Here is a 23,170-nt window from a genome sequence, read left to right as displayed (position 1 = left end):
CAGCACGAATGAAGACGGCTGCCACAAACAGGCAGAGCACTCTGGTGATTGACGAGTTCTACGCGAGCCAGGGACACGAAACCAGCGGCAAGACGGAGCACCATGACCGAGCCAGGTGATTTCCCGTCCGACGCGATCGACGCGCCGTCATGGCGCGCCGCGTTGTCGGAGTCGATCGAAGACGTTGTCGCGACGCAGGTCGCCGATCTGCGGGAGGGATTCGACACCTGCCTGCGGGAGCTGCGGGCCACCCGGCGGGAGATCGAGGCCTACGCCGCGTACTGCGCGCAGAACGACCTGCCGGTGGACGGTCTGGCCCTCGCGCACATGACGACGTCCGCGGAGCAGGTCTGGCTGCGGCTCACCAGAGCACAACGCATACTGGACGAAGTGTCCATCGCGGACTCGGCGGCGCAGCTGTCGGCCGCCGAGGCGGTGCTGCGGTTCGGCCTGTCCACGCTTTCCTACGTGCGCAACGGTCTGGAGTGGACGGCCAAGTCCTACGGCCAGTCGCGGCAGGTGCAGTTCTTCGGGACCCAGGAGGAGACCTGGCCCACGATGAACTACGACCGCAACGGCTCGCACGCGTCGGTCACCCGGGTGGAGCGCCAGCTGCTGGACGTGCTCGGCCTGTCGGACGAGGACTACGGCATCGGCGTCACGTCGTCCGGCATGGCGGCGTTCACGTGGATCGAGGCGTTCCTGCTGCGCTACCGGCTGAACGCCGGCGACAGCATCCTCCTGGCGCCCTACATCTACTACGAGGTGGCACAACAGCTGACCGCGCTGCCGCACATCAGGTCGGAGCGCGCCGGCGGCTACCTGGTCGAGGAGATCGTCGCCGACGTCGTGCGGCACCGGCCCAAGGTGGTCTTCGTCGACCCGCTGGCCAACAACGTGCGGCAGCGGATGTTCGACCTGCCGGAGCTCTACCGGCGCCTGCGCGAGGTGGTGACCGACCGCCTCACGGTCGTCGTCGACGGCACGATGATCGGCGCGTCACTGCAGACGGAGCTCTTCGCGAGCGACGACCGGCTCGAGATCATCTACTACGAGAGCTGCACCAAGTACCTCCAGCTGGGCATGGACTTCGCCCTCGGCGGGCTCGTGGTGTACCCCACGGAGCTGACCGAGCTGTTCGACATGCTCCGCCGCAACACCGGCGCGGTTCTGGCGCGGCACAACGCCGAGCTGTTCCCCCGGTACGAGACCGCCCTGCACCGACGCCGGATGCGCCGGATCTGGGCGAACGCCGAGCGGCTGGCCAAGCTGCTGCTGGCCGACCCCCGGGTCGCCGCGGCGGGTGAGGTGCACCATCCGGCGCTGGCGCATCACCCGGACGTGCTGCTCGCGCACAGCCTGCCCTACGGCAGCGGGATCGTGACGTTCCTTTACCACGAGCGGGACCGCAACGACTGGAACAACCTCAACGCGGTGGTCGACCAGATCCTCGTGCACGCGCAGAAGTCCGGGGTGCAGGTCACCAAGGGGGTCAGCTTCGGCTACTCCGTGCCGCGCGTCTGGGCGCAGGACGTGGGGACGACCGAGGCGGAGCGCAAGTACGTGCCGGCGACGGACGACGAGCCGCTGTTCCTCCGGCTCTACATCGGCGACCGGGCCGTCCAGCTCGCGGGCCTGGCCGACGCCATCGCCTCGGCAATCGCCGGCTGAGCAGCCAATTACCCGCGGGTGCCTGGCGCGCAGCGCCCGGCACCCGCTCGCCGTTTCGGGGTGACCTCCAGGGCAGTCAGGCGTCGACGGGCTCGCGTGTGGCGAGGAGCCTGCCCGGCAACTTGCGCAGCAGGGCGACGCCCACGGCCGAGACGGCCGCGACCACGGCCATGACGAGGAACGCGGGCGTGCCGAGGCCGGCGTACGCGACGGCGCCCAGCACCGGCCCGAGGATGAACCCGATGTCGGACACCAGGCCGAAGGCGCCGAACGCGCGCCCGAGCTGGTGCCTCGGCACGAGGTTCACGCCCTGCCGAGCCACCAGGTACAGCACGGGCTCGGCCGTCATGAACAGCAGCAGCCCGGCGCACATCGCCACCACGCCGTCGAACAGCCCGACCGCGGTCAGCCCGATCGCCTCGGCGCCGAACGCGTACGCCGAGATCACCAGCAGCGGCCGGGACTCCACGAACCGGGCGCACGTCATGGCCACGGTCATGAACACCGCCAACCCGGCGGTGTAGAGCACCGACGTGTAGGCGACGCCGTTGCCCGTCACGTCGTCGAGGTGCAGGGGAAGCACCGGCTCGAGGGCCGCGAACAACGCGTTGTTGACCAGGTCGACGACCGCGAACAGGCCGACCAGCACCACCAGCGTCCGCACGGCGCGACCACGGCCGGCCGGTACCGGCGGCGGAGCCACGGGCTCCGGGGCGACCCGCAGACCCAGCAACAGCACGCCGCCGGTCATGGTCACCGCCGCGCCGGCCAGGAAGACGCCCGTGAAGCCCAGGAACGGGTGCAGCAGGCCGACGACCGCGGGCCCCAGCACCATGCCGGCCGTGCAGCAGCCGCCGAACCAGCCCATGACCCTGGCCGTGCCGAACCGCGACCTGGCGCCCAGTGAGCTGGCCAGCTGGTACAGCACCGGCATCGTGAGGCCCTCGGCCACGCCCCACGCGAGCCGCCAGCTCAGCACCTGCCAGCCCGCGGTGGCGAAGGCCAGGCCGACCACCGTCACGGCTGTCAGGGTCAGGCCGACGAAGCCGATGACCTGCGGCCGGGACGTGCGGTCGACCAGGATGCCGCCGATGGGCTGCACCAGCGCCTTGGCCAGCGCGAACCCGCTGAAGGCCGCGGCGACCTCCAGTGCCGACATGTCGAACCGGCCGGTCAGTTCGGGCACCAGCGGCACCAGCATCGTGTACGCGACGTTCATCATCGCCGCGGACAGCAGCAGGGCCGCTGTTCCCGACTGCCGTGGGGCAGTCACGGCCGCTGCTCCAGCCCTTCGTAACCGGCCACGGTGACCAGGCCGTCGTGCACCGCCGTCAGCCGTGGGCCGTAGACCTCGACGTCGCCCGGCTCGGCCGAGTACCACAGGCCCCACAGATGCAGGCCGCCGAAGCCGTGCTGCTTCTTGAACCGGTCGTTGCCCCGGCCGAACTCGACGACGTCCCAGCCGCGGTCGACGCCCTGCGCGAGGATCTCGTACAACATGAACGGGTACGCACTGACCTCGCCGTACACGGACGGGTCCGTGCCGCCGGCCCACAGGTACAGCCTGCGGTCGTACTCCAGCGCGACGAACGCGCCGATCGTCGCGCCCTCCCACTCGGCGCGGATCACGCTGGCGTACGGCGTGGCCAGCACGGCCGCCAGCGTCGGGGCGTCGTACAGCCCGGGCCAGCCGTGCTTGACCGCCGAGCCGTTGCACAGTTCGAGCACCCGGTCGATGTGCGCGGCCGCGGCGGGACCGGTCTCCTCGACCAGCTTGACGTTCTTCTCCGTGGCCCGGCGCCAGCGGCGGCGCCAGTCGGTGCGCTTCCGGCCCGGCACCTCGCCCATCACCGGGTCCGGCCCGCTGCCCGGGTTCTTGTAGTACGCGGTGTCCAGCCGCGCGAAAACGTCCGGCCGGCGGACGGCGGCCCACTGGCGGGCCGGCTCGGGCGGCAGGTTGAACACCAGCACGCCGGCCGCGCCCAGGTCCCGTGCCTGCGCGCGGGCGTCATCGACCAGGGTCGCCACGGCGGCGCTGTCGCCGGCCAGGTACGCGGGGCCGTAGACCGAGTAGACCGAGCCGATCGTGAGGACCGGGCGGTCGAACACCAGCCCGCTCCCGGTCTCGTCCTCGTAGCCCTGCCAGAACGGGGAGTGCTCGAGCAGGTAACGCGGTGCGCGGCCGGGGTCGATCACGCGCTGCCGCTCGATGGTCGCCCGCGTCCACGCGTCCAGCCACTCTTCGGTGTCGAACACCGTGGGCGGATGCGGCTGGGCTTCAGGTTTCCGGGCGAGCGTCATCGAAGCTCCTCCGTGCGGCGGACATTCCTCATTCGACGGTAGGCCCGCACGGCATCCCGAGCGAGGGTTGACCCCAGGAACGCATTCTCGGAGAAGCGATGACAACCCGCACGATTAAAGGTGCCCAGACGTTCGATGGCCTGCGACGCTCGGCGCATGACGCGCTCCATCGCCTGGCAGGACGGCACCATCGAGGCCGTCGACCAGTGCGCGCTGCCGCACGAGTACCGGATGCTGCGACTATCCACTGTGGACGAGGTGATCGACGCGATCCAGCGCCTGGCGATCCGTGGCGCGCCCGCCATCGGCGTGGCCGGCGCCCTGGCCGTGGCGCTCTCGGCCCGTGCGCACACCCGCGCCGGCGTCTGCGACGAGATCGCGGTCCGTGCCGAGGCGCGGCGGATCGCCGACGCGCGGCCGACCGCGGTCAACCTGAGCTGGGCGGTGCGCCGGGTCGTCGCCAAGCTCGACGGCGGCGCGGACGCCGTGCTCGCCGAGGCCGTCGCCATCCTCGTCGAGGACGAGGAACGCAACCGTGCCGCGGCGGGCGAGGCCGCGAACCTCGTGCGGCGGTTGTGCGGGCCGGAGCCGCTGCGGCTGCTGACCCACTGCAACACCGGCAGGCTGGCCACGGTCGCCTGGGGCACCGCGCTGGGCGCCATTCGCCTGCTGGCCGGTGCAGGACACGTGACCGAGGTGCTGTTCGGCGAGACCCGGCCGCTGCTGCAGGGCGCGCGGCTCACGGCGTGGGAGCTGGCCGAGGCGGGCATCCCGCACCGGATGCTGGTCGACTCCGCCGGGCCGGCCGCGCTTGCCGCCGGCATGGTCGACTGCGTGCTGGTCGGCGCCGACCGCGTGTGCGCCAACGGCGACGTCGCCAACAAGATCGGCACCTACTCGCTGGCGCTGGCCGCGGCGCGGGCCGGGGTGCCGTTCGTGGTCGTCGCCCCGGAGTCCACTCTGGACACGACGTTGCGGAGCGGCGCGGACATCGTCATCGAGGAGCGCTCTCCGGCCGAGGTCACCGCGTTCGGCGGTATCGAGGTCGCCCCGCCGGGCACCGGGGTGTTCAACCCCGCGTTCGACGTCACACCCGCCGAGCTGGTGACCGCCGTGGTCACCGAGTCCGGCCTGTTCCGTCCTACCGGGACGCTCGAGGAGCGGGCGTCATGAGCGGCGCGGAGCTTGCCGAGACCGCCGCCGGGCTCTACGCGCGCGGCTGGCTGGAAGGGACCGCCGGGAACCTGTCGGTCCGGCTGCCCGGTGACCGCGCGTTGATCACCGCGAGCGGCGTCAGCAAGGGAAAGATCACCGCGGCCGACGTGGTCGAGGTCGGCATCGCCGACTCGCGGCCGGTGCGCGAAGGCGCGCCGCGTCCGTCCGCCGAGACCACGATCCACACGGCGCTGTACCGGTTGTCGCCCGGCTCGCACGCCGTCGTGCACGCGCATCCGCCCTACGCCACCGCGATCGCGATCCTGTCCGCGCGGCGCGGCGCCGGCACCGTGACGTTCACCGACCTCGAGATCATCAAGGGGCTCGGGCTGACCGATCCGTCCAAGGTGGTCGTTCCGGTCTTCGAGAACCACGCGCACGTGCCCGCCATCGCCGACGACGTCACCGAGCGGCTCACGGCCGACGCGCCACCCGTCATGCTCATCGGCAACCACGGTGCGACCACGTGGGGGCCGACGCTGGACATCGCCCGCAACCGCATGGAGTGCCTGGAAGCGTTGTGCCAGCTGACGTTGCTGGTCGACCGGACCATTCCCTGACAAGGAGACCACGATGACCCTGCTCCAGGTCATGCCGGCGAACGATGCCGCGAACGTGCTGGTGCGCACCGAGGACATCACCGAGATCGCCGCGGAGCTCGCCCCGCACGGCATCCGGCTCGAGCGGTGGGCGACCGTGCCGCTCGACGGCGAGGCCGGGCAGGAGGAGGTGCTCGCCGCCTACGCGTCCGAAGTGGAGCGTGTGTCGGCGGAAGGCTCGTACCCGCTCGTCGACGTCGTGCGGATCGTGCCGGACGACGCCGACCCGGAGTGGCCCGCCAAGGCCGAAGCGGCCCGGACGAAGTTCCTCGACGAGCACACCCACGACGAGGACGAGGTGCGGTTCTTCGTCGAGGGCAGCGGTTGCTTCTACCTGCACCTCACCGGCAAGGTGTACGCCGTGGTCTGCACCGCCGGCGACCTGATGTCCGTGCCGGCCGGCACGACGCACTGGTTCGACATGGGCACCAAGCCGTACTTCTGCGCCATCCGGTTCTTCCAGGAGGAGGACGGCTGGGTCGCCGGCTTCACCGGCGACCAGATCTCCGCCAGGATGCCGACGCTCGAAGAGCTCGTCGCACCGGAACCGAGCTCGTGACCCAGGCGGTCGTTCTCGACATCGAGGGCACGGTCAGCCCGCTGTCGGCCGTGCACGACGTGCTGTTTCCCTATGCGCGCGAACGTCTCGAGAGCTGGGTACGCCAGGAGCGGCCCGGCACGCAGGCCGTCGTCGACGGTGTGCGGGCGATGCTCGGCGGGCAGGCCGGTCTCGACGACGTGGTGCGGACTCTGCTCGAGTGGCACGACGACAACGCGAAGCACAGTCCACTCAAGACACTGCACGGACTCGTCTGGGAACGGGGTTTCCTCGGCGGCGAGCTGTCCGGCGTGGTATACCCGGACGTGCCACCGGCGCTGGCCGAATGGCGCCGGCGTGGGACACGGTGCTGGATCTACTCCTCCGGCTCGGTGCTCGCCCAGCGGCTGTGGTTCTCCCACAGCGACCACGGGGATCTCCGGGGTTACCTGGCCGGCCACTTCGACACCCTGACCGGCGGACCGAAGCGGGATCCCTTTTCCTACCACCGAATCGGGCGGGCGATCGGCACACCGGCCCGCGATGTCCGCTTCCTGTCCGACAGCCGGGCCGAGCTGGACGCCGCCAGGACCGCGGGCTGGGAGACCGTCGGCGTGCGCCGGCCGGGCTGCGCCACCGACTTCGGCACGCACCGGGTGATCGCCGACCTCGCCGAGTTCGGCACCGCACGGGAGGCGTCATGATCAGCGAGGACCCGCTCGTCGGAAAGTTCGCCCCGTTCCGCAGCACGATCTTCGCCGAGATGACCGCGCTCGCCCACCGCACCGGCGCGATCAACCTCGGCCAGGGGTTCCCGGACAGCGACGGGCCGCCGGAGCTGCTCGCCGCCGCCGCGGAGGCGGTGCTCTCCGGACACAACCAGTACCCGCCGCTGCCCGGCGTGCCCGCGCTGCGCACCGCCATCGCCGAGCAGCGTGCCGCCGACTACGGCACGCCGTACGACCCCGAGACCGAGATCCTCGTGACCGCGGGCGCGACCGAGGCGATCGCCGCCGCCATCGCCGCACTGGTCCCGGCCGGCGACGAGGTGCTGGTGTTCGAGCCGTACTACGACTCCTACGGCGCGGCCATCGCGCTCGCCGGCGCCGTCCGCCGGACCGTGCGGCTGCGCCCGGTCGGCGACCGGTTCACGTTCGACCCCGGTGAGCTGGCCGCCGCGGTGACGCCGCGTACGCGGGCGTTCCTGGTGAACACCCCGCACAACCCGACCGGAACGGTGCTGTCGGCCGCCGAACTGGCGGTCATCGCCGAGATCTGCGAGCGGCACGACCTGATCGCCATCACCGACGAGGTCTACGAGCACCTGGTCTTCGACGGGGTCCGGCACATCCCGCTGGCCTCGCTGCCCGGGATGGCGTCACGGACGCTCACGATCTCATCCGCCGGCAAGACCTTCAACGCCACCGGCTGGAAGGTCGGCTGGATCTGCGGGCCGGCGCCGATGGTCGCGGCCGTGCGGACGGTGAAGCAGTACCTCACGTTCGCCGGTGGCACGCCGTTCCAGCACGCCGTCGCGGCCGTGTTGCCCGACCGGCACCGGTGGCTGGACAGCCTGCGTGCCCGGCTGACCGCCGCCCGCGACACCCTGCGGGACACGCTCACCGCGACCGGCTGGCGGTGCTTCGCGTGCCAGGGGACGTACTTCCTGCAGGTGGACGCCAGGTCGGTCGGTTACGGCGACGGCACCGCACTGTGTCACGACCTGGCCACCCAGGCCCGGGTGGTCGCCATCCCCAGCGGGGCGTTCTACGCCGATCCGGCGAGCGGGCGGGAGCTCGTTCGCTTCGCGTTCTGCAAGAGTCCCGCGGTGATCGCCACCGCGGCCGGCCGGCTGGCCGGATTCGCCGCCAACACACATCGGGAAGGAGCGGCGTGATGGGCAACTCGCCAGTCGGGGTGATCGGTGGCAGCGGACTGTACGAACTGCTGGAGGACGCCTCGTTCGTCGACGTCTCGACGCCTTACGGTGAGCCGTCCGATTCGCTGGTGCGCGGGGCGGTCGGCGGGCGTGAGGTGGTGTTCCTGCCTCGGCACGGTCGCGGCCACCGGCATCCGGCGCATGTGATCAACTACCGGGCCAACATGTGGGCGTTGCGGTCGCTCGGGGTGCGGCAGGTGCTCGGGCCCTGCGCTGTCGGATCGCTCCAGGCCGCGCTTGGTCCGGGGACCTTTGTCGTGCCGGACCAGGTGGTCGACCGGACGTCCGGGCGGGTCTCGACGTACTTCGACACCGGGGCGGTGCATGTCGGGTTCGCCGACCCGTACTGCCCCGACGGGCGTGCGACCGTGGTGAAGACCGCCGGAGAGCTGGACCAGGCCGTGGTCGACGGCGGAACCATGGTGGTGATCAACGGGCCGCGGTTCTCCACCCGTGCGGAGTCGGTCTACTACGCTCGGCAGGGGTGGTCGTTGATCAACATGACCGGGTTGCCCGAAGCTGCGCTGGCCCGCGAGTTGGCCATGTGCTACACGTCCATCGCGCTCGTCACGGACCTGGACGCCGGGCTCGACGAGGAGACCGCGGTGGAGCAGGAGTCGGTGTTCCGGGTGTTCTCGGAGAACATCTCGCGGCTGCGGGAGCTTGTGCTGCGGACTGTTGCTTCACTGGGTGCGCAGGAGGACTGCCGGTGTGCGCACGCGCATGATGGGCTCGAGATCCCTACAGACCTGTTCTGAGGAGAATGTGTTGGACTACAGCCAGTTCGTCAAGAGTTTCGACATACCGGACGGGTCCGTGCCGGTCAAGCTGAGCTTCGAGGACATCGAAATTCGAGCGATAACCCGCGCGGACCTGTCCGAGGACGTGCGCGGGATCAACGCCAGCTTGGACATCATCCGCCGGACTCGGGGCGGAAAGTGGCCCACCGAGGCCGTCACCGAGGAGTTCAACTACGTCGATCTCGTGTGGCACGAGTGCGAGTTCCGGGACATGGGGTCTTTCGCCTACTGCATCTGGGATTCGGACAACAGGTACCTCGGGTGTTGTTACCTCTATCCCATGGGGCGGCGGACGAAGCTGACCGAGGAACTGCTCGGGTACGACGTGGACGTCAGCTGGTGGGTCACCCCGGATGCTTACGACAAGGGGTACTACGAGAAGTTGTACCGCGCGCTGAAGCAGTGGATGCCCGAGTTGCCGTTCAAGCAGCCCTACTACTCCAACAAGCAGATTCCTGAAGACTGAGCGGATCGGCCCCACCCCCTCCTCGGCTTCGCCGTTGGAGGAGGTGGGGTCTGTCTCTTGATCGGCGTTCCGGCCTTGTCGTTCACTAGGTTTCGGCCAGCGGTCCGTGCCGGTGCTGCGCTGGTTCCTGGACGACACCCGGATGCCGGCCCTGGCTGCACGGGACGCTGCCGTCGGCCAAGGCCGCCGTGGACCTCGGACGTGCGGCCCGGCCGCGAGCACGACACGCACTGGCGGACCTGGGCCACGATCGTGAACCTGACACGTTCACGATCGTGGCCCAAGACCAGCTACAGCCTAGTGATCGTTGAGGTAGTAGTGGTTGCTCAAGTGCTGGTGGTTCGGACCCAGGAAGACCGCGACGCCGATGCTCGCGTGTTCCGGGAGGTCGTGCGTGCCGCCATCAGAAGCCCTGGCCGTGGCGCAAGATCCCACCCCACCGGAGGCGACGAGCTGGTAATGGAGGTAGTAGGTGTTCGGAACCTCCTCGACGGAGATCTCGACCCGGGCGGCCAGTCCGTCGGCCGCCGAGTCGCAGACGGACACGACGTCGCCGTTCTCTTCGACGTAGACAGTGCCACCCTTGTTGGCGTCCGTGGTGGTCCACGTGTGGTCCCAGCTGCCGCCGGGCGGGTCCACAGTTGCCGACGCCGACGTCGCGGTCAGAAGGGTCCCGCCGGCGACGAACGCAGTCGTCGCGACCAAGGCCGCGATCTTGTTAGGCATCGTATGACTCCCATTCTCATACTCGCCCAGGAAAACCTGGGCGAGCTGTATTTGATTTCTGTCCGCCGCAGGTCGGCGCCATACGTCTCCGATGGGGTGGGTTCAGCACTCGGCAGGATCACTTCTTCACCGCGAAGAAATCCGTTTCCGTGCCGTTCGTCGCGGTGCCCCGTCTCGGTGCGAACGGCGCGGTTTCCTTCGCCAGGTCACGCAACAACAGAAGCGCGTCGGCGTGCAGGCGCCCGGTTCGTCGTCGACGGCGACGGCGAGGCGCGGTCACTCCGGCCTTGGTTCCTCGCCATCCAGTCTTCCGCCTTCCCCCGTGAATCAACCCCAGCTGCCGAGAGTGCCGGAATCGTCACTTCTGCCAACCCAATCGGGTGAGACGCTCTCGCCAGGCCGACCGTGCCAGGCGTGACTGGACGGGGTCAAGCGGCCCCGAAACGTTTTACCCCTGCCCGAAGGGTCTCTGAAAAGGGGAACCTCCGCGCGTTGTGCCGCGGCCTGCGAAGCCCGGTGCGCCGCCGCCGACCACCGATATCCGGCGATTGTCCACAATGGTGCAAGAGTCCGGCTGACTGCCACATCGTACGAAGCCCCTTCGTTGCAGCCTCTCTGGCTGGTCGGAGGGGGTTTCCGCGTTCCGGGTTCGCCCTCGGTGATCACCTTGGGACGTGATCTTGTGCTCCCGATGGGGCGAAACCGGACGCTTGGGGCGTTTCACCAGGCTTGATCCGCGTGTCGGGTCGGTTCTACTCTTCAGCGTCGATGATTGCCGAGGAGGACCCATGCGAGGCGTCAACCGTAGCCGTGGCCGTTTGGTGGTCATCTCCTGTGTGCTGTTCGGCGGTCTGCTGGCCGCGGGCAGCCCGGTGGCGGACGCCGCGCCGCGGTTCTCGCCCGGGGCGCCGGGTGCCGGGGATCCGTACTTTCCCGACATGGGCAACGGCGGGTACGACGTCGGCCACTACGACATCCGGCTGGCGTTCAGCCCCGCTACCCAGGCGATCGACGCGACCACGACGATTCTCGCCACGGCCACCCAGGATCTCTCCCGCTTCGACCTGGACTTCCAGGGGCCGCTGACGATCAGCAGGCTCACGGTGAACGGCCTGAACGCCGGCTTCACCCGCAGCGGCGCCCAGGAGCTGGTGATCACCCCGCCGTACGGGCTGCGGAAGGGCAGCCCGTTCGTCGTCTCGGTGTCCTACGCCGGCGTGCCGCAGAAGATCGACGACCCCGCGCTCGGCCTCTCCGGCTGGGTCGCCACCAAGGACGGCGCGGTCGCGCTCAACCAGCCGATCGGCGCGGCAACCTACTACCCGGTCAACGACACCACCGACGACAAGGCGACCTACACCCAGACCATCACCGTGCCGACCGGGCTCACCGTGCTGGCCAACGGCGAACCCGGGCCCACCACCACGCACGGTCACCAGACCACCTTCCGCTGGTCGATGAACCGGCCGATGGCCAGCGAGCTGAGCATGCTCGCGATCGGCGACTACGACGTCACCCGCGGCGTGGCGGCCGGCGGCCTGCCGAACATCACCGCCATCGGCAAGTCGATCGACACCAAGCCCGGTCAGGGCCAGGTGTTCAACCAGACCACGGCGCAGGTCATCCAGTGGGAATCCTCGGTGTACGGGCGGTACCCGTTCGACTCGACCGGCGGCATCATCGCCGACGTCGGCGTCGACTACGCCCTCGAGACGCAGAGCCGGCCGGTCTACGACCAGAGCACCAGCGACGTCGACGGCGACCTGCTCGCCCACGAGCTCGGCCACCAGTGGTTCGGCGACAGCCTCACCCCGGTGCACTGGTCGGACATCTGGCTCAACGAGGGCTTCGCGACCTACTCGGAGTGGCTCTACCAGGAGAAGTTCAACCACGTCCCGGTGCAGCAGACCTTCGCGAAGGTCTACGCCGACGAGCAGGACTGGACCGGCGAGGTCGCCGATCCCGGACGTGACCACATCTTCGACGACCTGGTCTACAACCGCGGCGCGATGGCCCTGCAGGCGCTGCGCACCAAGATCGGCGACCGCGCCTTCTTCGACGTGCTCACGCAGTGGCCGACGGCGCACCGCTACGGCAACGTCTCGACGCGGCAGTTCACCCAGTTCGTCGAGCGGCTGACCCGCCGCGACCTCGACTCGTTCTTCCAGACCTGGCTCTACCAGCCGGGCAAGCCGGCCCTCTGACCCCTCGGGCGGCGCTGTCCTACGGCCCCGGGTATTCCGCGTGGATCTCGCCGTCGAACAGTCTCCAGTAGAAGGCGTTCATCTTCGCGGCCGCCGGCGCGTGCCGGGCCAGGATCGCGGCTACGGCTGGTGGCACGTCGTCCGGAATGTGACCGGCGGCGCACTGACGGACGTACTCGTTGCGGGCGACCGGGCCGCCGCCGGCCGGTACCGGTACCCCGCACACCGCGGTCACCAGCCAGTTGACCAATCGCATGGCGGCGTAGCCTTCGTCGTGGGTCGCGTGGCGTTCGGCGAAGGCACGCTCGGCGGGCGACAGGTCGAAGTGCGGCGAGGTGGCCAGCCCGAAGTCGGTGAGGTGGATCCGCTTCCCGTCGGTGCGCATGTTGCCGAGGTGCCCGTCCATGTGCAGCAGCTGCCGGCCGCGCAGGAACGTCACGATCTCGGAAAACTGCCGCTCGACCGCGGTGGCCTTGCCCGCGGGGTTCTCGCCCAGCCAGTCCGGTACCGGGTACGGGATGTATTCGCTGAACAGCACCAGGCTGCACGAGGCCGCGGCCAGCGCTTCGAAACGGGCACGCACGGCCGCGCTGCCGCCCAGGGCGGCCACCGCCGTGTCGATGTCGGCGTGCTCGGCCGCGACCGGTGACCGGCCGGGCAGCACCCGCCAGTGGTGGAGCATCGGGAACGACTGCGTCTCGCCGGCCAGCACGGCGTCGGTGACGAGCACGTTCGCGGCCAGCTCGCGCCACGCGTTGAAGCCGGGGCTGACGACGCCGTACTGGCAGTACACCGGCAGGTCGAACAGGTTCGCGGTGGAGCCCGGGTGCGCGAGCTCGAGGTCGGTCAGCGGGACGCGCTTGGCGAACACCGGCTCGCCGTCGACGTCGAGGACAGCCGAGCCGCCACCCACACCCACGCTGGTGGCCTCCCCCGTGCCGACGAGCACGGCGAGCTCGTCAGCACTGTGGGACGCCAGGAAAGCCGAGAGTCTGCCATGACGGTCGTGCCTGGCCGTGCTCACCGCCCCTCCAGCTGCGTCCGGATCCGGGCGAAGTACAGGTGCGCGAGCGGGACGGGCGCGAGCGAGCCCACCAGCCCGACGAAGAACAAGGGCCACACCAGGTCCAGCGAGAAAAGCACGACACACGACGTGATCAGCACGGAGTACCAGCCCGCCATCGCGATCAGGAACCGGCGGAGCCCGCGTTGCGCCAACGCCGTCTGCTCGGGGTCCTCCGGGACGGGCGCCGCCGCGGGCTTCGCGGCGGTCCGCAGGTTCAGTGCGTAGGCCGGGACGGCGAAGGGCGGCTCACGCCAGCGTCCGTGGGGGAAGAGGACCACCATGTCGCGGTCGGTGCCGCCGATCCAGGCCCGCCGGTTCGGCTCGTGCTTCAGCGGCACCGAGCCGTGTGACGACGTGGCCGCGCGCAGCGTGATCCGGGTGCCGTCGCGGTAGGCGACCTCGATGTCCGGCATGTGCCTGCCCTTGCGGACCGGGTAGTCCGGCACCACGGTCACCGACGCGATCCGCCAGCCGGTGGCGGAAACCGCGCGGTGGCGGCGCCGCCAGTTCACCGCGGCGATGACCGAAAACACGAGCCCGCTCGCTCCGGCGATCATCCCGATCAACAGCACCCACAGCCAGGTCTCGTCGTCGTTGGTTTCGTCCGGCGTGCGCACCCGATCGGGGTCGGCCTGGTCGTAGACGACCGTGATCTGCTGCCCCTTGGTGTACTGCCGGCCGGAGTCCCAGACGATGTCGGCGTAGCGCAAGTGGCCGTCGCCCACTGGATAAGCCACGTAAATCGTGTCGCTGCTGCGCCTGTGCTGGTAGACGCCCAGCACCTCACCGGTCACGCGCGTCCCGGTCTTCAGCAGGTGATCGGCCGACGCTCTCATCGCGACGAAACCCGCGACCACCCCGGCGAGCACGGCCAGCCACACGAACGCGAGGCCGACCGAACGCAGTACCAACGGCCGCAACCGGGCGGTCTCGACGTCGAGGTCGACCTGCCCTCGGCCGCCGCGTTCGGCCGGCCCCGGCAGCCAGCGCTCGTGCTCGGCGACCAGAGCGGCGCGCCGCCGGTCGTGCCGCCGGCCGAGAGCCACGCAGCCGAGCACCAGGGCCGCGGCCAGGACGAAGGCCATGAGCTCGCCCGCGAACTCGCCGACCTCGAAGACGTGTCCGGGCGCGGTCAGCGCGAAGACCGTCCCCGCCGCGACACCGAGCGCGGCGAAGCCGAAGACGATCGCTCCCGCCAGAAAGGTGTTCTGCCACTGGCGATGCGTCGTCGTGTCCCGGTCCATCCCCAGCGTCATCGCGTCAGCGTAAACCCGGAAAACCCGCCGCAACATGCGATCAAGCAGACACCGGACGAAGGCAACCGACCGGGCTCGCCAAGCGTGCAAGCGAGCAATGCCACCACTGGTGGCGGTTCCTACTCCGGTGCCTGGAAGCCGCCGATCCGCCGTTCGAGCAGTTCGGCCAGCCGCAGCGGGGTGCGATCCTCGAACATCGGGCCGATGAGCTGCACTCCGACCGGCAGGCCCTCGGGGGACCGGCCGGCGGGCACGGCGGTGGCGGGCAGGCCGGGCATGGTGGCCAGGCCCGCCCAGACGAGCTGGTCGAAGTACGGGAATTCGACGCCGTCGATGGTGATGCGCCGCTCCAGCGGATGGGGGTTGTGGTCGTGCGGGAACGCGGGCGTCGGCGTGATCGGGCACACCACGGCGTCGAACTCGGCGAACAACCGCCGCCAGCCGTGGCGGTGGACCTCGCGGCGGCTGTTCGCCTCCAGCCAGTCACGGTGGCTGAACACCATGGCGCGCCACCGCTCGGCGTCCAGGCTCCGGTCGTCCGCGCCCAGTCCGGCGACGCGGGTCCGCAGCCGCTCGGGCGATTCGACGGGAAAACGTGCTACGGAGCCCGAAATCAGCAACCGCATGTAGAGCGTCGCGGCTTCGGTCAGGTCGGGCAGCAGCGGACTGTGCCGGACGACGCGGGCGCCGCCGTCGGCGAGGGCGGCGGCCACCCGGTGCACACCCGCCCGCACGGCAGCCCCGGTCGGGATGAGCGGATGCTCGTCGAGGACCAGGACCCGGAAGCCGGAGAGCCGCTCGTGGCGGGCGGGCGGCAGCGTCAAGCCGTACGCGACGCCGAGCGTCAGCGGGTCCGGCCCGGCCATCACGTCGAGCAGGAGCGTGAGGTCGCGGGCGGTGCGCGCCATCGGTCCGACGACGGCGAGGTCGAGGTCGGCCGGCAAGGTCGGCTCGGCCGGCGGGACCATGCCGCGGCTGGCCGCCAGTCCGAGGGTCGGCTTGTGCGCGTAGACGCCGCAGAAGTGCGCGGGGGTGCGCAGCGAGCCGGCGATGTCGGAGCCGAGAGACAGCGCGCCGAACCCGGACGCCAGGGCCGCCGCCGACCCGCCGGAGGACCCGCCCGGCGTGCGGCCGGGATCCCACGGGTTGGTGGTGGTGCCGTGGATCTCGTTGAAGCTCTGGATGTCCTGCAGCCCCAGCGGCACGTTGGTCTTGCCGAGCACCACCGCGCCCGCGGCCTTGACGCGCGACACCTGGACCGCGTCCTCGGCCGGTACGTGGTCCCGGTGCTGCGGCATGCCCCAGGTCGTGGGCAGCCCGGCGATGTTGTAAGACTCCTTGACCGTCACCGGAATCCCGAGCAGCGGCCGGTCCTCACCACGCGCGCGGGCCCGGTCGGCATCGTGGGCGGCGGCCCGCGCCCGGGCGAAGTCCGGCACGCAGATCGCGTTGACCACCTCGTCGTCTCGCTCGATACGGGCGATCGCCTCGTCGGTCAGTTCCACCGAGGTCACCGCACCGGCGCGCATCGCGGTCACGAGTTCTTCGGCCGATCGAAAGCTCCATTCCATGAATCCGAAGCTATCGGCATGCACCAGGGGGCACGAAATTCCTTTTCGTGCCACAGGATGGATGCTTGGATTCCTCGTCGCCAAGCGAGGCCGGCGGCGGTCCTCATCGGACTCGCCGCCGACCTCGCCGGGGTCAGCCCGCGAACGGGCTCGCGTCGATCGTGCAGGTCTTGCCCGCGGCCGGGAACGCGCCGGAAATCAGGTAGTCCCGCTTCACCTGCTCGGTGCACGTGCTCGGCACGTACATCGACGAATGCCCGTACCCCTCGGTCACGAACACCCGGGCCCGCGCCAGTTCCGCGGCACCGTCCCGCGCGCCGGGCAGCGGCGTCGACGGGTCGTAGTGGTTGTTCAGCACCAGGATCTCCGCCGACGTCGGGCGGTTCCACGGGCCGGTGTACCGGTCGGTGTCCTTCGCCTTCCAGAACGCGCAGCTCATCATGTCCAGCACCGCGATCCGGCCGAAGTACGGGACGCGCTGGTCCTCGGACTCCGCGTACCGGCTGTAGATCGCCGGGTCGGTCGGGACGTCACTGTCGCTGCACTGGATCGCGTTGAACGCCTCGGTCCGGTTGGACGTGTACGGCTCGCCCGCCTTGAACGCGGAAACCGCGCGGGGAGCGTCGTACAGGCGCTGCAGCAGCGACGCGATGTCCGGCCAGCCACGGGAGTCCGAGAGGTCGGCCGCCGCGTTGATGATCCCGGAGTAAGTCCAGGTTTCGCCGTCCACGGTGATCGGCGCCTGCTTGGCGCGGGCCGTCAGCGCGGCCCACTTCGCCTTCGGGTCGCCCGAAGAGAACGCGCACTTCGGGCCGGCTTCGGTGCACAGGCGCAGGAACTGGTCGAACGTCTGCGAGATGCCGGTGGCGACGTCCTGCCGGGTGTCCAGCGGAACGCTCTTGCCGCTGCCGTCGTGCCCGGTGGCGTTGCCGGCGAAGTCCATCGTGCCGTCGAACACCATGGCGCGGATGCGGTTCGGGAACAGGTTGGCGTACGTGGCGCCGAGCTGGGTCCCGTAGGAAATGCCGTGGTAGGTGAGCTTCGGGTCGCCGACCGCGCGGCGCAGCAGCTCCAGGTCCCGTGCGGTGTTGGCCGTCGAGACGTGCTCGAGGATCTCCCCGGCGTTCGCCGAGCAGCGGTCCGCGAGCTCCTTGGACTTGGCGTAGAAGGCCGCGTTGCCGCTCGGGTCGCCGGGCATCTCCGGGAACGAGCCGAAGAACGACTCCTGCTCGGCCAGCGTGCCGAAGCAGCGGACGGCGGTGCTGTTGCCGATCCCGCGCGGGTCCCAGGACACGACGTCGAACCGGGCGCGCAGCTGGTCGGAGAACAGCCACGGCCACTTCCCGCGCTCCCGCAGGCGTTGCAGGCCGGAGGCGCCCGGGCCGCCGAAGTTGACGAACAGCGTGCCGATCTTGTGCGCGGGATCGGTGGCGGGCTCCTTGATGAGCGCGAGGTCGATCTTCGCGCCGGCGGGCCGGTCGTAGTCCAGCGGCACCGACGCGGTGGAGCACTGGAACCCGTCCGCGCAGTCGGTCCAGCTCAGGTTCGGGGTGGGAACGCTGTCGACGGAGGCCGAGGCCACCGCCGGCGCCGCCACGACGGCCGTCGAGACCCCGAGCGCGACGACCAGGCCGCGCAGGAGACCCAGGTGGGGAACAGAACGCACGAATAGTCCTCACTGTGGTAGGGAAAGGGTGGTGGGGAAAAGGGTTACAGCAGGGCGGATTTGGTGCGCCAGGTGTCCCAGGAAACCGCCCAGTCGAAATAGTCGAACTCAGGGTTCCGCGTGCTCGCTTCGACGGTCTGCTCGCGGCCGATGGTGAACGACGCCGAGACGTCGTTCGCGCCGAACAGCCCACCGCCGAGGGAAACCCCGTACAGGTCGGCGACGACCTTCACCCGGGTGTCCGGCTGCCAGTACTCCTTGGGACGCCAGTGGACCGCGCTGTCGCTCAGCCACGCCCACGCCCCCTCGGCGGGCATGGAGGTCTCCACCTTCAGCGCTCGCTCGACCGACGCCTTGTCCTTGACGAAGACCTCCGCACCGGCCGAGTCCTGGAAGGACACCTTGATCGGTATCGCGACACCGTAGGCCGCGCCGTCGACGACGTTCACCTTCGCCTTCCGGGTACCTTTCGGTTGCACGGTGCCGAAAGAGCCGCTGAGGTGTGTCCGTTCTCCGTCGCGGCCGATCGCGGTGCCCGACCACGTGTAGGTCTGGCCGAAGCCCAGGTGCTCGCCGGCGGACCACGTCTTCCCGTCCCCGGACAGGGTCCCCTTGACCGTGACCTTCTCGCCGGTGAGCCGGACTTCGGTGAAGGTGCCGTCCTTCACGGACAGGACGATCGGGCCGCCCGGGTTCGCGTCGGTCACGCCGTTGGGAGGCTGCGCCGTCACGGACGGAGTGGTCGGCTCCGCGGTGCCCGGGAGAGGGCGGCCGTCCGCGCTGCACGCCGTCAGCCCCAGTGCCACGACGATCAGCGAAGCGGCAACGCGATTCCCTCTTTTCACAGCCTTCATGACGAAGGACGCACAGGGGACGTTGGCCGGCGGAGGTGCACCTCCGGACCTTTCGATCAGGAACGAAAGGTCCGGTGCCGAGCGAACCGCGGGGCTACTGCCTCGCGAGCGCCCACGGCATGAGCTTGCCGGCGAGCGCCCGGCTGTACGGGCGCACCAGGGCCTGCAGCTCGGTGCAGGCGGCCTCGCCGATGTGGGCGTAGGGGGTCACGCTGTTCTGGTCGGTCGCCTTCTCGAGCTCCGCTCGGCGAGCCGCGCCGGCCGGGGTGAACGTCGGGGCGGCATCGCCGGTGAGCCAGTCGCGCTCGCGGAGGCCGGTGACGGCCGCCGTCCAGTCGTCCTCGGGCCAGGCCCGGGACGTGCGCAGGGTTTCGGCGGGCACGGCGCCGGAGGCGGCGTGGGTGACGAGGGCTTCGATGCCGCTCAGGCCGGCCGTCAGCAGGGCGGCCACGTGGGCGTCGCCGCGGTACTCGCGCAGCAGGGTCTGCGCGTGCCACAGCACCAGGTGGGGCTCGGCCGGCCACGGCAGGGCCGTGTGGGCGGCGAAGAGCGGGCGGCCGGTGACGTCGTCGGCGACCGACTCGGCGGCCGCGCGGAGGAGGTCGGCGGCCCGGCGCATCCCGGGTGAGCCGATCGCGTCGCCCAGGATGCCACGCAGGGCCTGGTCGGCCGCGGCGTAGCGGGCGGCGAGGACCGCGGCCGGCTCGGTCACGGACCAGGCGGTGGTGATCGACTCCCGGACGAGCACCGGGTTGAAGTTGTAGAAGGTCGCGACCACCACCGGTGCCGGGACCGCGCCGAGCGCGGCCGACCTCGACGCGAAGTAGCCGGCGCGGCCGGTGAGACCGAGCTCCGCGTACGCGGCGGCGGCCTCCGGGGCGAAGTAGATCATTCCGTGGTACGGCTCAAGGAATCGCCAGGTCCGGTGCGCCTCTTCGATCACCGGCGCAACATACCATCCGGTCGGTACGGAGTGACCCGCTCGCGGCGGGCCGTGGATGGTTCGAGCAGGCGTCGGCCACCTTCTTGACGTGCGACGATACGGCGGCCGGCGGGGTCGGCCGTGTCTCGGCGAAAATTTCTTCGAGGCCGTGTCGATCCGCGGGCCGGCCGTTCGACCTGAGGGCGCACCAGGCCGAAAGACGGTCTCAGCGGACGAGGAGCACACGATGAAGTACATGCTGATCATGCGGGGCACCGACGAGTCGAACGCGGCCATGATGGCCGACATCGACGAGATGATGGTCACCAGCCGCCAGTTCATCGAGGACCTGTTCAAGGCCGGCGTCTACGTCGCGGCCGAAGGGCTGGACGACCCGAGCACCGGCGTCGTCGTCGACTTCAGCGGCGAAGCGCCGGTGGTCACCGACGGGCCGTACGGGGAGACCAAGGAGCTCTTCGGGGGCTTCTTCCTGATCGACGTCGCCTCGAAGGAAGAGGCGGTCGAGTGGGCCAAGCGGGTGCCGGCGGCTCCCGGGGCCAAGGTCGAGGTCCGGCGCGTGCCCGGTGCGGACGAAGTCCCGCCGGGCAGCGAGCGCAACTGATGGGTGCGGCCGACGTCGAGGCCGTCTGGCGGATCGAGTCGGCGCGGATCGTGGCCGCGCTGACCCGGTTCACCGGCGACTTCGGGCTGGCCGAGGACGCCGCCCAGGAGGCGGTGGCCGAGGCGCTGGTCTCGTGGGCGGTCACCCCACCGGCCGATCCGGCCGGCTGGCTGATGACCACGGCGCGGCGGCGGGCGATCGACGCGATCCGCCGCCGCGCGGCCCTCAAGGACCGGTACGCCCTGCTGGCGGCCGACGAGGAAGCCGCTCCGGAAGACGCCGACCCCGACCGGATCGACGACGACGTGCTCGCGCTGATGTTCGTCAGCTGCCACCCGGTGCTCTCCCGCGAGTCCCGGGTGGCGCTGACCCTGCGCGTCGTCGGCGGCCTGACCAGCGAGGAGATCGCGCGCGCGTTCCTCGTCCCGGTGCCGACCGTGCAGGCCCGCATCACCCGGGGCAAGAAGACGATCGCGGCGGCCGGGGTGCCGTTCGAGCTGCCGCCGGCCGCCGAGCGCCGGGAGCGGCTGGGCGGTGTGCTCAGCGTCCTCTACGTGATCTTCACCGAGGGGTCGACGGCCACGTCGGGTGATCGGCTGGTGCGTCCCGAAGTCGCGTACGAGGCGATCCGGCTGGCCCGGACGCTGGCCGCGCTGCTGCCGGACGAGCCGGAGGTGCACGGCCTGCTCGCGTTGTGCGAGCTGACGGCCGCGCGTTTCCCGGCCCGGACCGGCCCGGACGGCGAGCCGGTCCTGCTCGAGGACCAGGACCGGCGCCGCTGGGACGTCTCGGCGATCCGCCGCGGGCTGGACGCGCTGGCCAAGGCGTCGGCCCGCGGCCTCGGTCCCTACGGCCTGCAGGCCGCGATCGCCGCCACCCACGCGGCCGCCCCCTCGGTCGAGGAGACCGACTGGGACCGGATCGTGGTGCTCTACGAGGCACTGGGCCGGGTCGCGCCCTCCCCCGTGGTCGAGCTCAACCGGGCCGTCGCCGTCGCCATGGCTTCCGGTCCGGAGCCGGCTCTGGCCATGGTGGACGAACTGGTCGCGACGGACCGGCTCCCGGGTTCGCACCTGGTCCCGACCGTGCGCGGGGAGCTGCTGGCCCGCCTCGGACGGCACCAGGAGGCGCGCGCCGAGCTGGAGCTGGCCGCCCGGCTGTGCGCCAACCAGCGCGAACGCTCGGTGCTGCTGCGCAAGGCGGCCGCGCTGGGCTGACGCCTCAGTCGCCGCAGATGCCTTGTACCGCAGCCGGTCCCTGCCGGCCGCGTCTTCCGGCGCCGTCACCTGGGCCACCCGGAAGCCGACCCGCAGCCGGCGATCGTTCCCGGCGACAGCTCGAACGCGCCCGCCTCGTGGCTGCCGCGGCCACCGGGACAGGAGGCACACCGTGACACCGGCCGTCGACAACCCGGCGACCGCGGCGACCGGCGGTCCACTTCGGACGGCCGATCCCGTATGGGTGATCCCCTCGCGCCACGACACCGACCTGCGGTCCGTGCGGACGCGCGCCTGGTTAGGTCTGGCCCTTGGGCGGCCCGGGTGGGCCGCCTTTCGCCGGGAAGGGAACGGGCCGGGAACTCATGGCCGATCGGACATCGGTGCTCATCGCCGGCGCGGGGCCGGCGGGGCTGGTGCTGGGGAACCTGCTGCGCGCCGCCGGGATCGACACGCTCGTCCTCGAACGCGGCAGCCGGGAACAGGTGCAGGCCAGGGCACGGGCGGGCTTCCTCGGCGCGAACAGCGCGCGGGTGCTGACCGAGCACGGCCTCGGCGCCGGGATGCTGCGCGACGGCAGCACGCACGGCACCTGCGCCTTCCGCGACGAGGACGGCGAGTTCACCCTGCGCTACGACCGGCTCGGCCGCGGCGAGCAGCACACCGTCTACCCGCAGCAGCGGCTCGTCGGCGACCTCGTCGCCGAATACCTCGCCCGCGGCGGGGAACTGCGGTTCGGGGTGACGGTCACGGACGTCGACGCCGCCACGGCGTCCGTCGGCTATCGCGACGACCAGGGCCGCACCGGCCGGGTGGACGCCCGGTTCCTCGCGGGGTGCGACGGCAGCAACGGCGTCACCCGCCACGCCGTCCCGGCGCCGGCCCGCTGCGCCCGCGACCACGGCATCTCCTGGCTGGCCGTGCTCGCCGAGGCGCCGCCGAGCATGCCGGCGGTCACCTACGCCCTGCACGAGCGCGGGTTCGCCGGTCACATGGCGCGCAGCCCGCAGGTGACCCGCTACTACCTCCAGGTCCCGCCCGGCGACGACGCCGGCGCCTGGACCGACGAGCGGATCTGGACGGAGCTGGCCGTCCGGATGCGCACCGGGGAGTTCGGCGCGCTGCACCAGGGTCCGGTCACCGAACGCCGGATCGTGCGCCTGCGCTCCGACGTCGTCGATCCCCTGCGGCACGGCCGGTTGTTCCTCGTCGGCGACGCCGCCAGCCTGATCAGCCCGTCGGCTGCCAAGGGCGCCAACCTGGCGATCATGGCGGCCGAGGTGCTGGCCGCCGCGCTCGTCGACGCGCTGCGGCGGGACGACGAGCGCGGTCTCGCCGCGTACTCGCGCACCTGCCTGCCCCGCATCTGGCGGGCGCAGGAGTTCTCCCACTGGATGATCGGCCTGCTCCACGACCAGGCCGGCGCCGGGCCGTTCGGGTCCGCGCTGCGGCGCACCCGGCTCGGCAACCTGCGCGAATCCCGCGCGCACCAAGACTTCTTCGCCGAAAACTACGTCGGCATCTGATCAGCTGGAGT

At 70.8% G+C, this 23,170-nt stretch carries 22 protein-coding genes; 12 read left to right on the top strand and 10 right to left on the bottom strand.

Annotated elements, in window-relative coordinates; genetic code table 11:
• Window positions 1–102: 102 nt before the first annotated feature.
• Window positions 103–1,671: a PLP-dependent transferase gene (locus ACGFMK_RS18225; protein WP_392764105.1), complete on the top strand. Its 1,569-nt coding sequence runs from the start codon at window positions 103–105 to the stop codon at window positions 1,669–1,671.
• A gap of 76 nt (window positions 1,672–1,747) precedes the next feature.
• On the opposite strand, the gene ACGFMK_RS18220 is transcribed toward ACGFMK_RS18225, so the two are convergent.
• Window positions 1,748–2,944 (bottom strand): MFS transporter, encoded by a 1,197-nt coding sequence (locus ACGFMK_RS18220; RefSeq protein WP_392764102.1) that lies wholly within the window; start codon window positions 2,942–2,944, stop codon window positions 1,748–1,750.
• Entirely contained in the window at window positions 2,941–3,972 is a 1,032-nt protein-coding gene (locus ACGFMK_RS18215) for a GNAT family N-acetyltransferase (RefSeq protein ID WP_392764099.1), read from the bottom strand. The genes ACGFMK_RS18220 and ACGFMK_RS18215 overlap by 4 nt, the downstream gene beginning before the upstream one ends.
• Before the next feature lie 156 nt (window positions 3,973–4,128).
• Between ACGFMK_RS18215 and mtnA the strand changes: the two genes are divergently transcribed.
• From mtnA to ACGFMK_RS18180, 7 genes are read left to right on the top strand one after another with little or no spacing between them, the layout of a single operon-like run.
• Window positions 4,129–5,145 carry an S-methyl-5-thioribose-1-phosphate isomerase gene (mtnA, locus tag ACGFMK_RS18210; RefSeq protein ID WP_392764097.1) on the top strand — a complete coding sequence of 339 codons (1,017 nt, stop codon included), beginning with the start codon at window positions 4,129–4,131 and terminating at the stop codon, window positions 5,143–5,145.
• Window positions 5,142–5,747 (top strand): methylthioribulose 1-phosphate dehydratase, encoded by a 606-nt coding sequence (mtnB, locus tag ACGFMK_RS18205; protein ID WP_392764094.1) that lies wholly within the window; start codon window positions 5,142–5,144, stop codon window positions 5,745–5,747. The genes mtnA and mtnB overlap by 4 nt, the downstream gene beginning before the upstream one ends.
• A gap of 13 nt (window positions 5,748–5,760) precedes the next feature.
• Window positions 5,761–6,345 carry an acireductone dioxygenase gene (locus tag ACGFMK_RS18200; protein WP_392764091.1) on the top strand — a complete coding sequence of 195 codons (585 nt, stop codon included), beginning with the start codon at window positions 5,761–5,763 and terminating at the stop codon, window positions 6,343–6,345.
• Window positions 6,342–7,028: an acireductone synthase gene (mtnC, locus tag ACGFMK_RS18195; protein ID WP_392764088.1), complete on the top strand. Its 687-nt coding sequence runs from the start codon at window positions 6,342–6,344 to the stop codon at window positions 7,026–7,028. The genes ACGFMK_RS18200 and mtnC overlap by 4 nt, the downstream gene beginning before the upstream one ends.
• Complete coding sequence (locus tag ACGFMK_RS18190) at window positions 7,025–8,221, top strand: pyridoxal phosphate-dependent aminotransferase (protein WP_392764086.1); 1,197 nt, start codon at window positions 7,025–7,027, stop codon at window positions 8,219–8,221. The genes mtnC and ACGFMK_RS18190 overlap by 4 nt, the downstream gene beginning before the upstream one ends.
• Window positions 8,221–9,021 carry an S-methyl-5'-thioadenosine phosphorylase gene (locus ACGFMK_RS18185; RefSeq protein ID WP_392764152.1) on the top strand — a complete coding sequence of 267 codons (801 nt, stop codon included), beginning with the start codon at window positions 8,221–8,223 and terminating at the stop codon, window positions 9,019–9,021. The genes ACGFMK_RS18190 and ACGFMK_RS18185 overlap by 1 nt, the downstream gene beginning before the upstream one ends.
• 10 nt (window positions 9,022–9,031) lie before the next feature.
• Complete coding sequence (locus tag ACGFMK_RS18180) at window positions 9,032–9,529, top strand: GNAT family N-acetyltransferase (RefSeq protein WP_392764083.1); 498 nt, start codon at window positions 9,032–9,034, stop codon at window positions 9,527–9,529.
• A 297-nt stretch (window positions 9,530–9,826) separates the two neighbouring features.
• Here the strand turns inward: ACGFMK_RS18180 and ACGFMK_RS18175 are convergent, their stop codons facing one another.
• The gene (locus ACGFMK_RS18175) at window positions 9,827–10,255 is read right to left on the bottom strand and encodes a hypothetical protein (RefSeq protein WP_392764081.1); all 429 of its coding nucleotides are present in this window, start codon (window positions 10,253–10,255) and stop codon (window positions 9,827–9,829) included.
• Window positions 10,256–10,373: 118 nt separating this feature from the next.
• Window positions 10,374–10,535: a hypothetical protein gene (locus tag ACGFMK_RS18170; protein ID WP_392764079.1), complete on the bottom strand. Its 162-nt coding sequence runs from the start codon at window positions 10,533–10,535 to the stop codon at window positions 10,374–10,376.
• A 508-nt stretch (window positions 10,536–11,043) separates the two neighbouring features.
• Here ACGFMK_RS18170 and ACGFMK_RS18165 point away from each other — a divergent pair.
• The gene (locus ACGFMK_RS18165; protein ID WP_392764076.1) at window positions 11,044–12,459 is read left to right on the top strand and encodes a M1 family metallopeptidase; all 1,416 of its coding nucleotides are present in this window, start codon (window positions 11,044–11,046) and stop codon (window positions 12,457–12,459) included.
• A 19-nt stretch (window positions 12,460–12,478) separates the two neighbouring features.
• On the opposite strand, the gene ACGFMK_RS18160 is transcribed toward ACGFMK_RS18165, so the two are convergent.
• The 6 genes from ACGFMK_RS18160 to ACGFMK_RS18135 all read right to left on the bottom strand — a co-directional run bounded on the left by ACGFMK_RS18160 (window position 12,479) and on the right by ACGFMK_RS18135 (window position 19,815).
• Entirely contained in the window at window positions 12,479–13,483 is a 1,005-nt protein-coding gene (locus tag ACGFMK_RS18160; protein WP_392764073.1) for a serine/threonine protein phosphatase, read from the bottom strand.
• The gene (locus ACGFMK_RS18155; RefSeq protein WP_392764070.1) at window positions 13,480–14,781 is read right to left on the bottom strand and encodes a DUF3592 domain-containing protein; all 1,302 of its coding nucleotides are present in this window, start codon (window positions 14,779–14,781) and stop codon (window positions 13,480–13,482) included. The genes ACGFMK_RS18160 and ACGFMK_RS18155 overlap by 4 nt, the downstream gene beginning before the upstream one ends.
• A gap of 119 nt (window positions 14,782–14,900) precedes the next feature.
• Window positions 14,901–16,352 carry an amidase gene (locus tag ACGFMK_RS18150; protein ID WP_392764068.1) on the bottom strand — a complete coding sequence of 484 codons (1,452 nt, stop codon included), beginning with the start codon at window positions 16,350–16,352 and terminating at the stop codon, window positions 14,901–14,903.
• 133 nt (window positions 16,353–16,485) lie between these two features.
• Window positions 16,486–17,991, bottom strand: coding sequence for an alpha/beta fold hydrolase (locus ACGFMK_RS18145; RefSeq protein ID WP_392764149.1), 1,506 nt, complete (start codon window positions 17,989–17,991; stop codon window positions 16,486–16,488).
• A gap of 71 nt (window positions 17,992–18,062) precedes the next feature.
• A complete protein-coding gene (locus tag ACGFMK_RS18140; RefSeq protein ID WP_392764065.1) occupies window positions 18,063–18,749 on the bottom strand; it encodes an Ig-like domain-containing protein in 687 nt (228 codons plus the stop codon).
• Between the two features lie 217 nt (window positions 18,750–18,966).
• Window positions 18,967–19,815, bottom strand: coding sequence for a hypothetical protein (locus ACGFMK_RS18135; RefSeq protein WP_392764062.1), 849 nt, complete (start codon window positions 19,813–19,815; stop codon window positions 18,967–18,969).
• A 226-nt stretch (window positions 19,816–20,041) separates the two neighbouring features.
• On the opposite strand from ACGFMK_RS18135, the gene ACGFMK_RS18130 reads away from it, so the two are divergent.
• The 3 genes from ACGFMK_RS18130 (at window position 20,042) to ACGFMK_RS18120 (ending at window position 23,159) form a co-directional block, all read left to right on the top strand.
• On the top strand, window positions 20,042–20,416 hold the full coding sequence (locus tag ACGFMK_RS18130; RefSeq protein ID WP_392764060.1) for a YciI family protein: 375 nt from the start codon (window positions 20,042–20,044) through the stop codon (window positions 20,414–20,416).
• The gene (locus ACGFMK_RS18125; protein ID WP_392764057.1) at window positions 20,416–21,633 is read left to right on the top strand and encodes an RNA polymerase sigma factor; all 1,218 of its coding nucleotides are present in this window, start codon (window positions 20,416–20,418) and stop codon (window positions 21,631–21,633) included. The genes ACGFMK_RS18130 and ACGFMK_RS18125 overlap by 1 nt, the downstream gene beginning before the upstream one ends.
• 365 nt (window positions 21,634–21,998) lie before the next feature.
• Window positions 21,999–23,159, top strand: coding sequence for a 4-hydroxybenzoate 3-monooxygenase (locus ACGFMK_RS18120; protein ID WP_392764055.1), 1,161 nt, complete (start codon window positions 21,999–22,001; stop codon window positions 23,157–23,159).
• Window positions 23,160–23,170 lie beyond the last annotated feature (11 nt).

This window comes from Amycolatopsis sp. NPDC049252, from assembly GCF_043197175.1.
Taxonomy (GTDB): Bacteria; Actinomycetota; Actinomycetes; order Mycobacteriales; family Pseudonocardiaceae; genus Amycolatopsis.
This window is presented reverse-complemented; position numbering and strand designations above follow the sequence as displayed.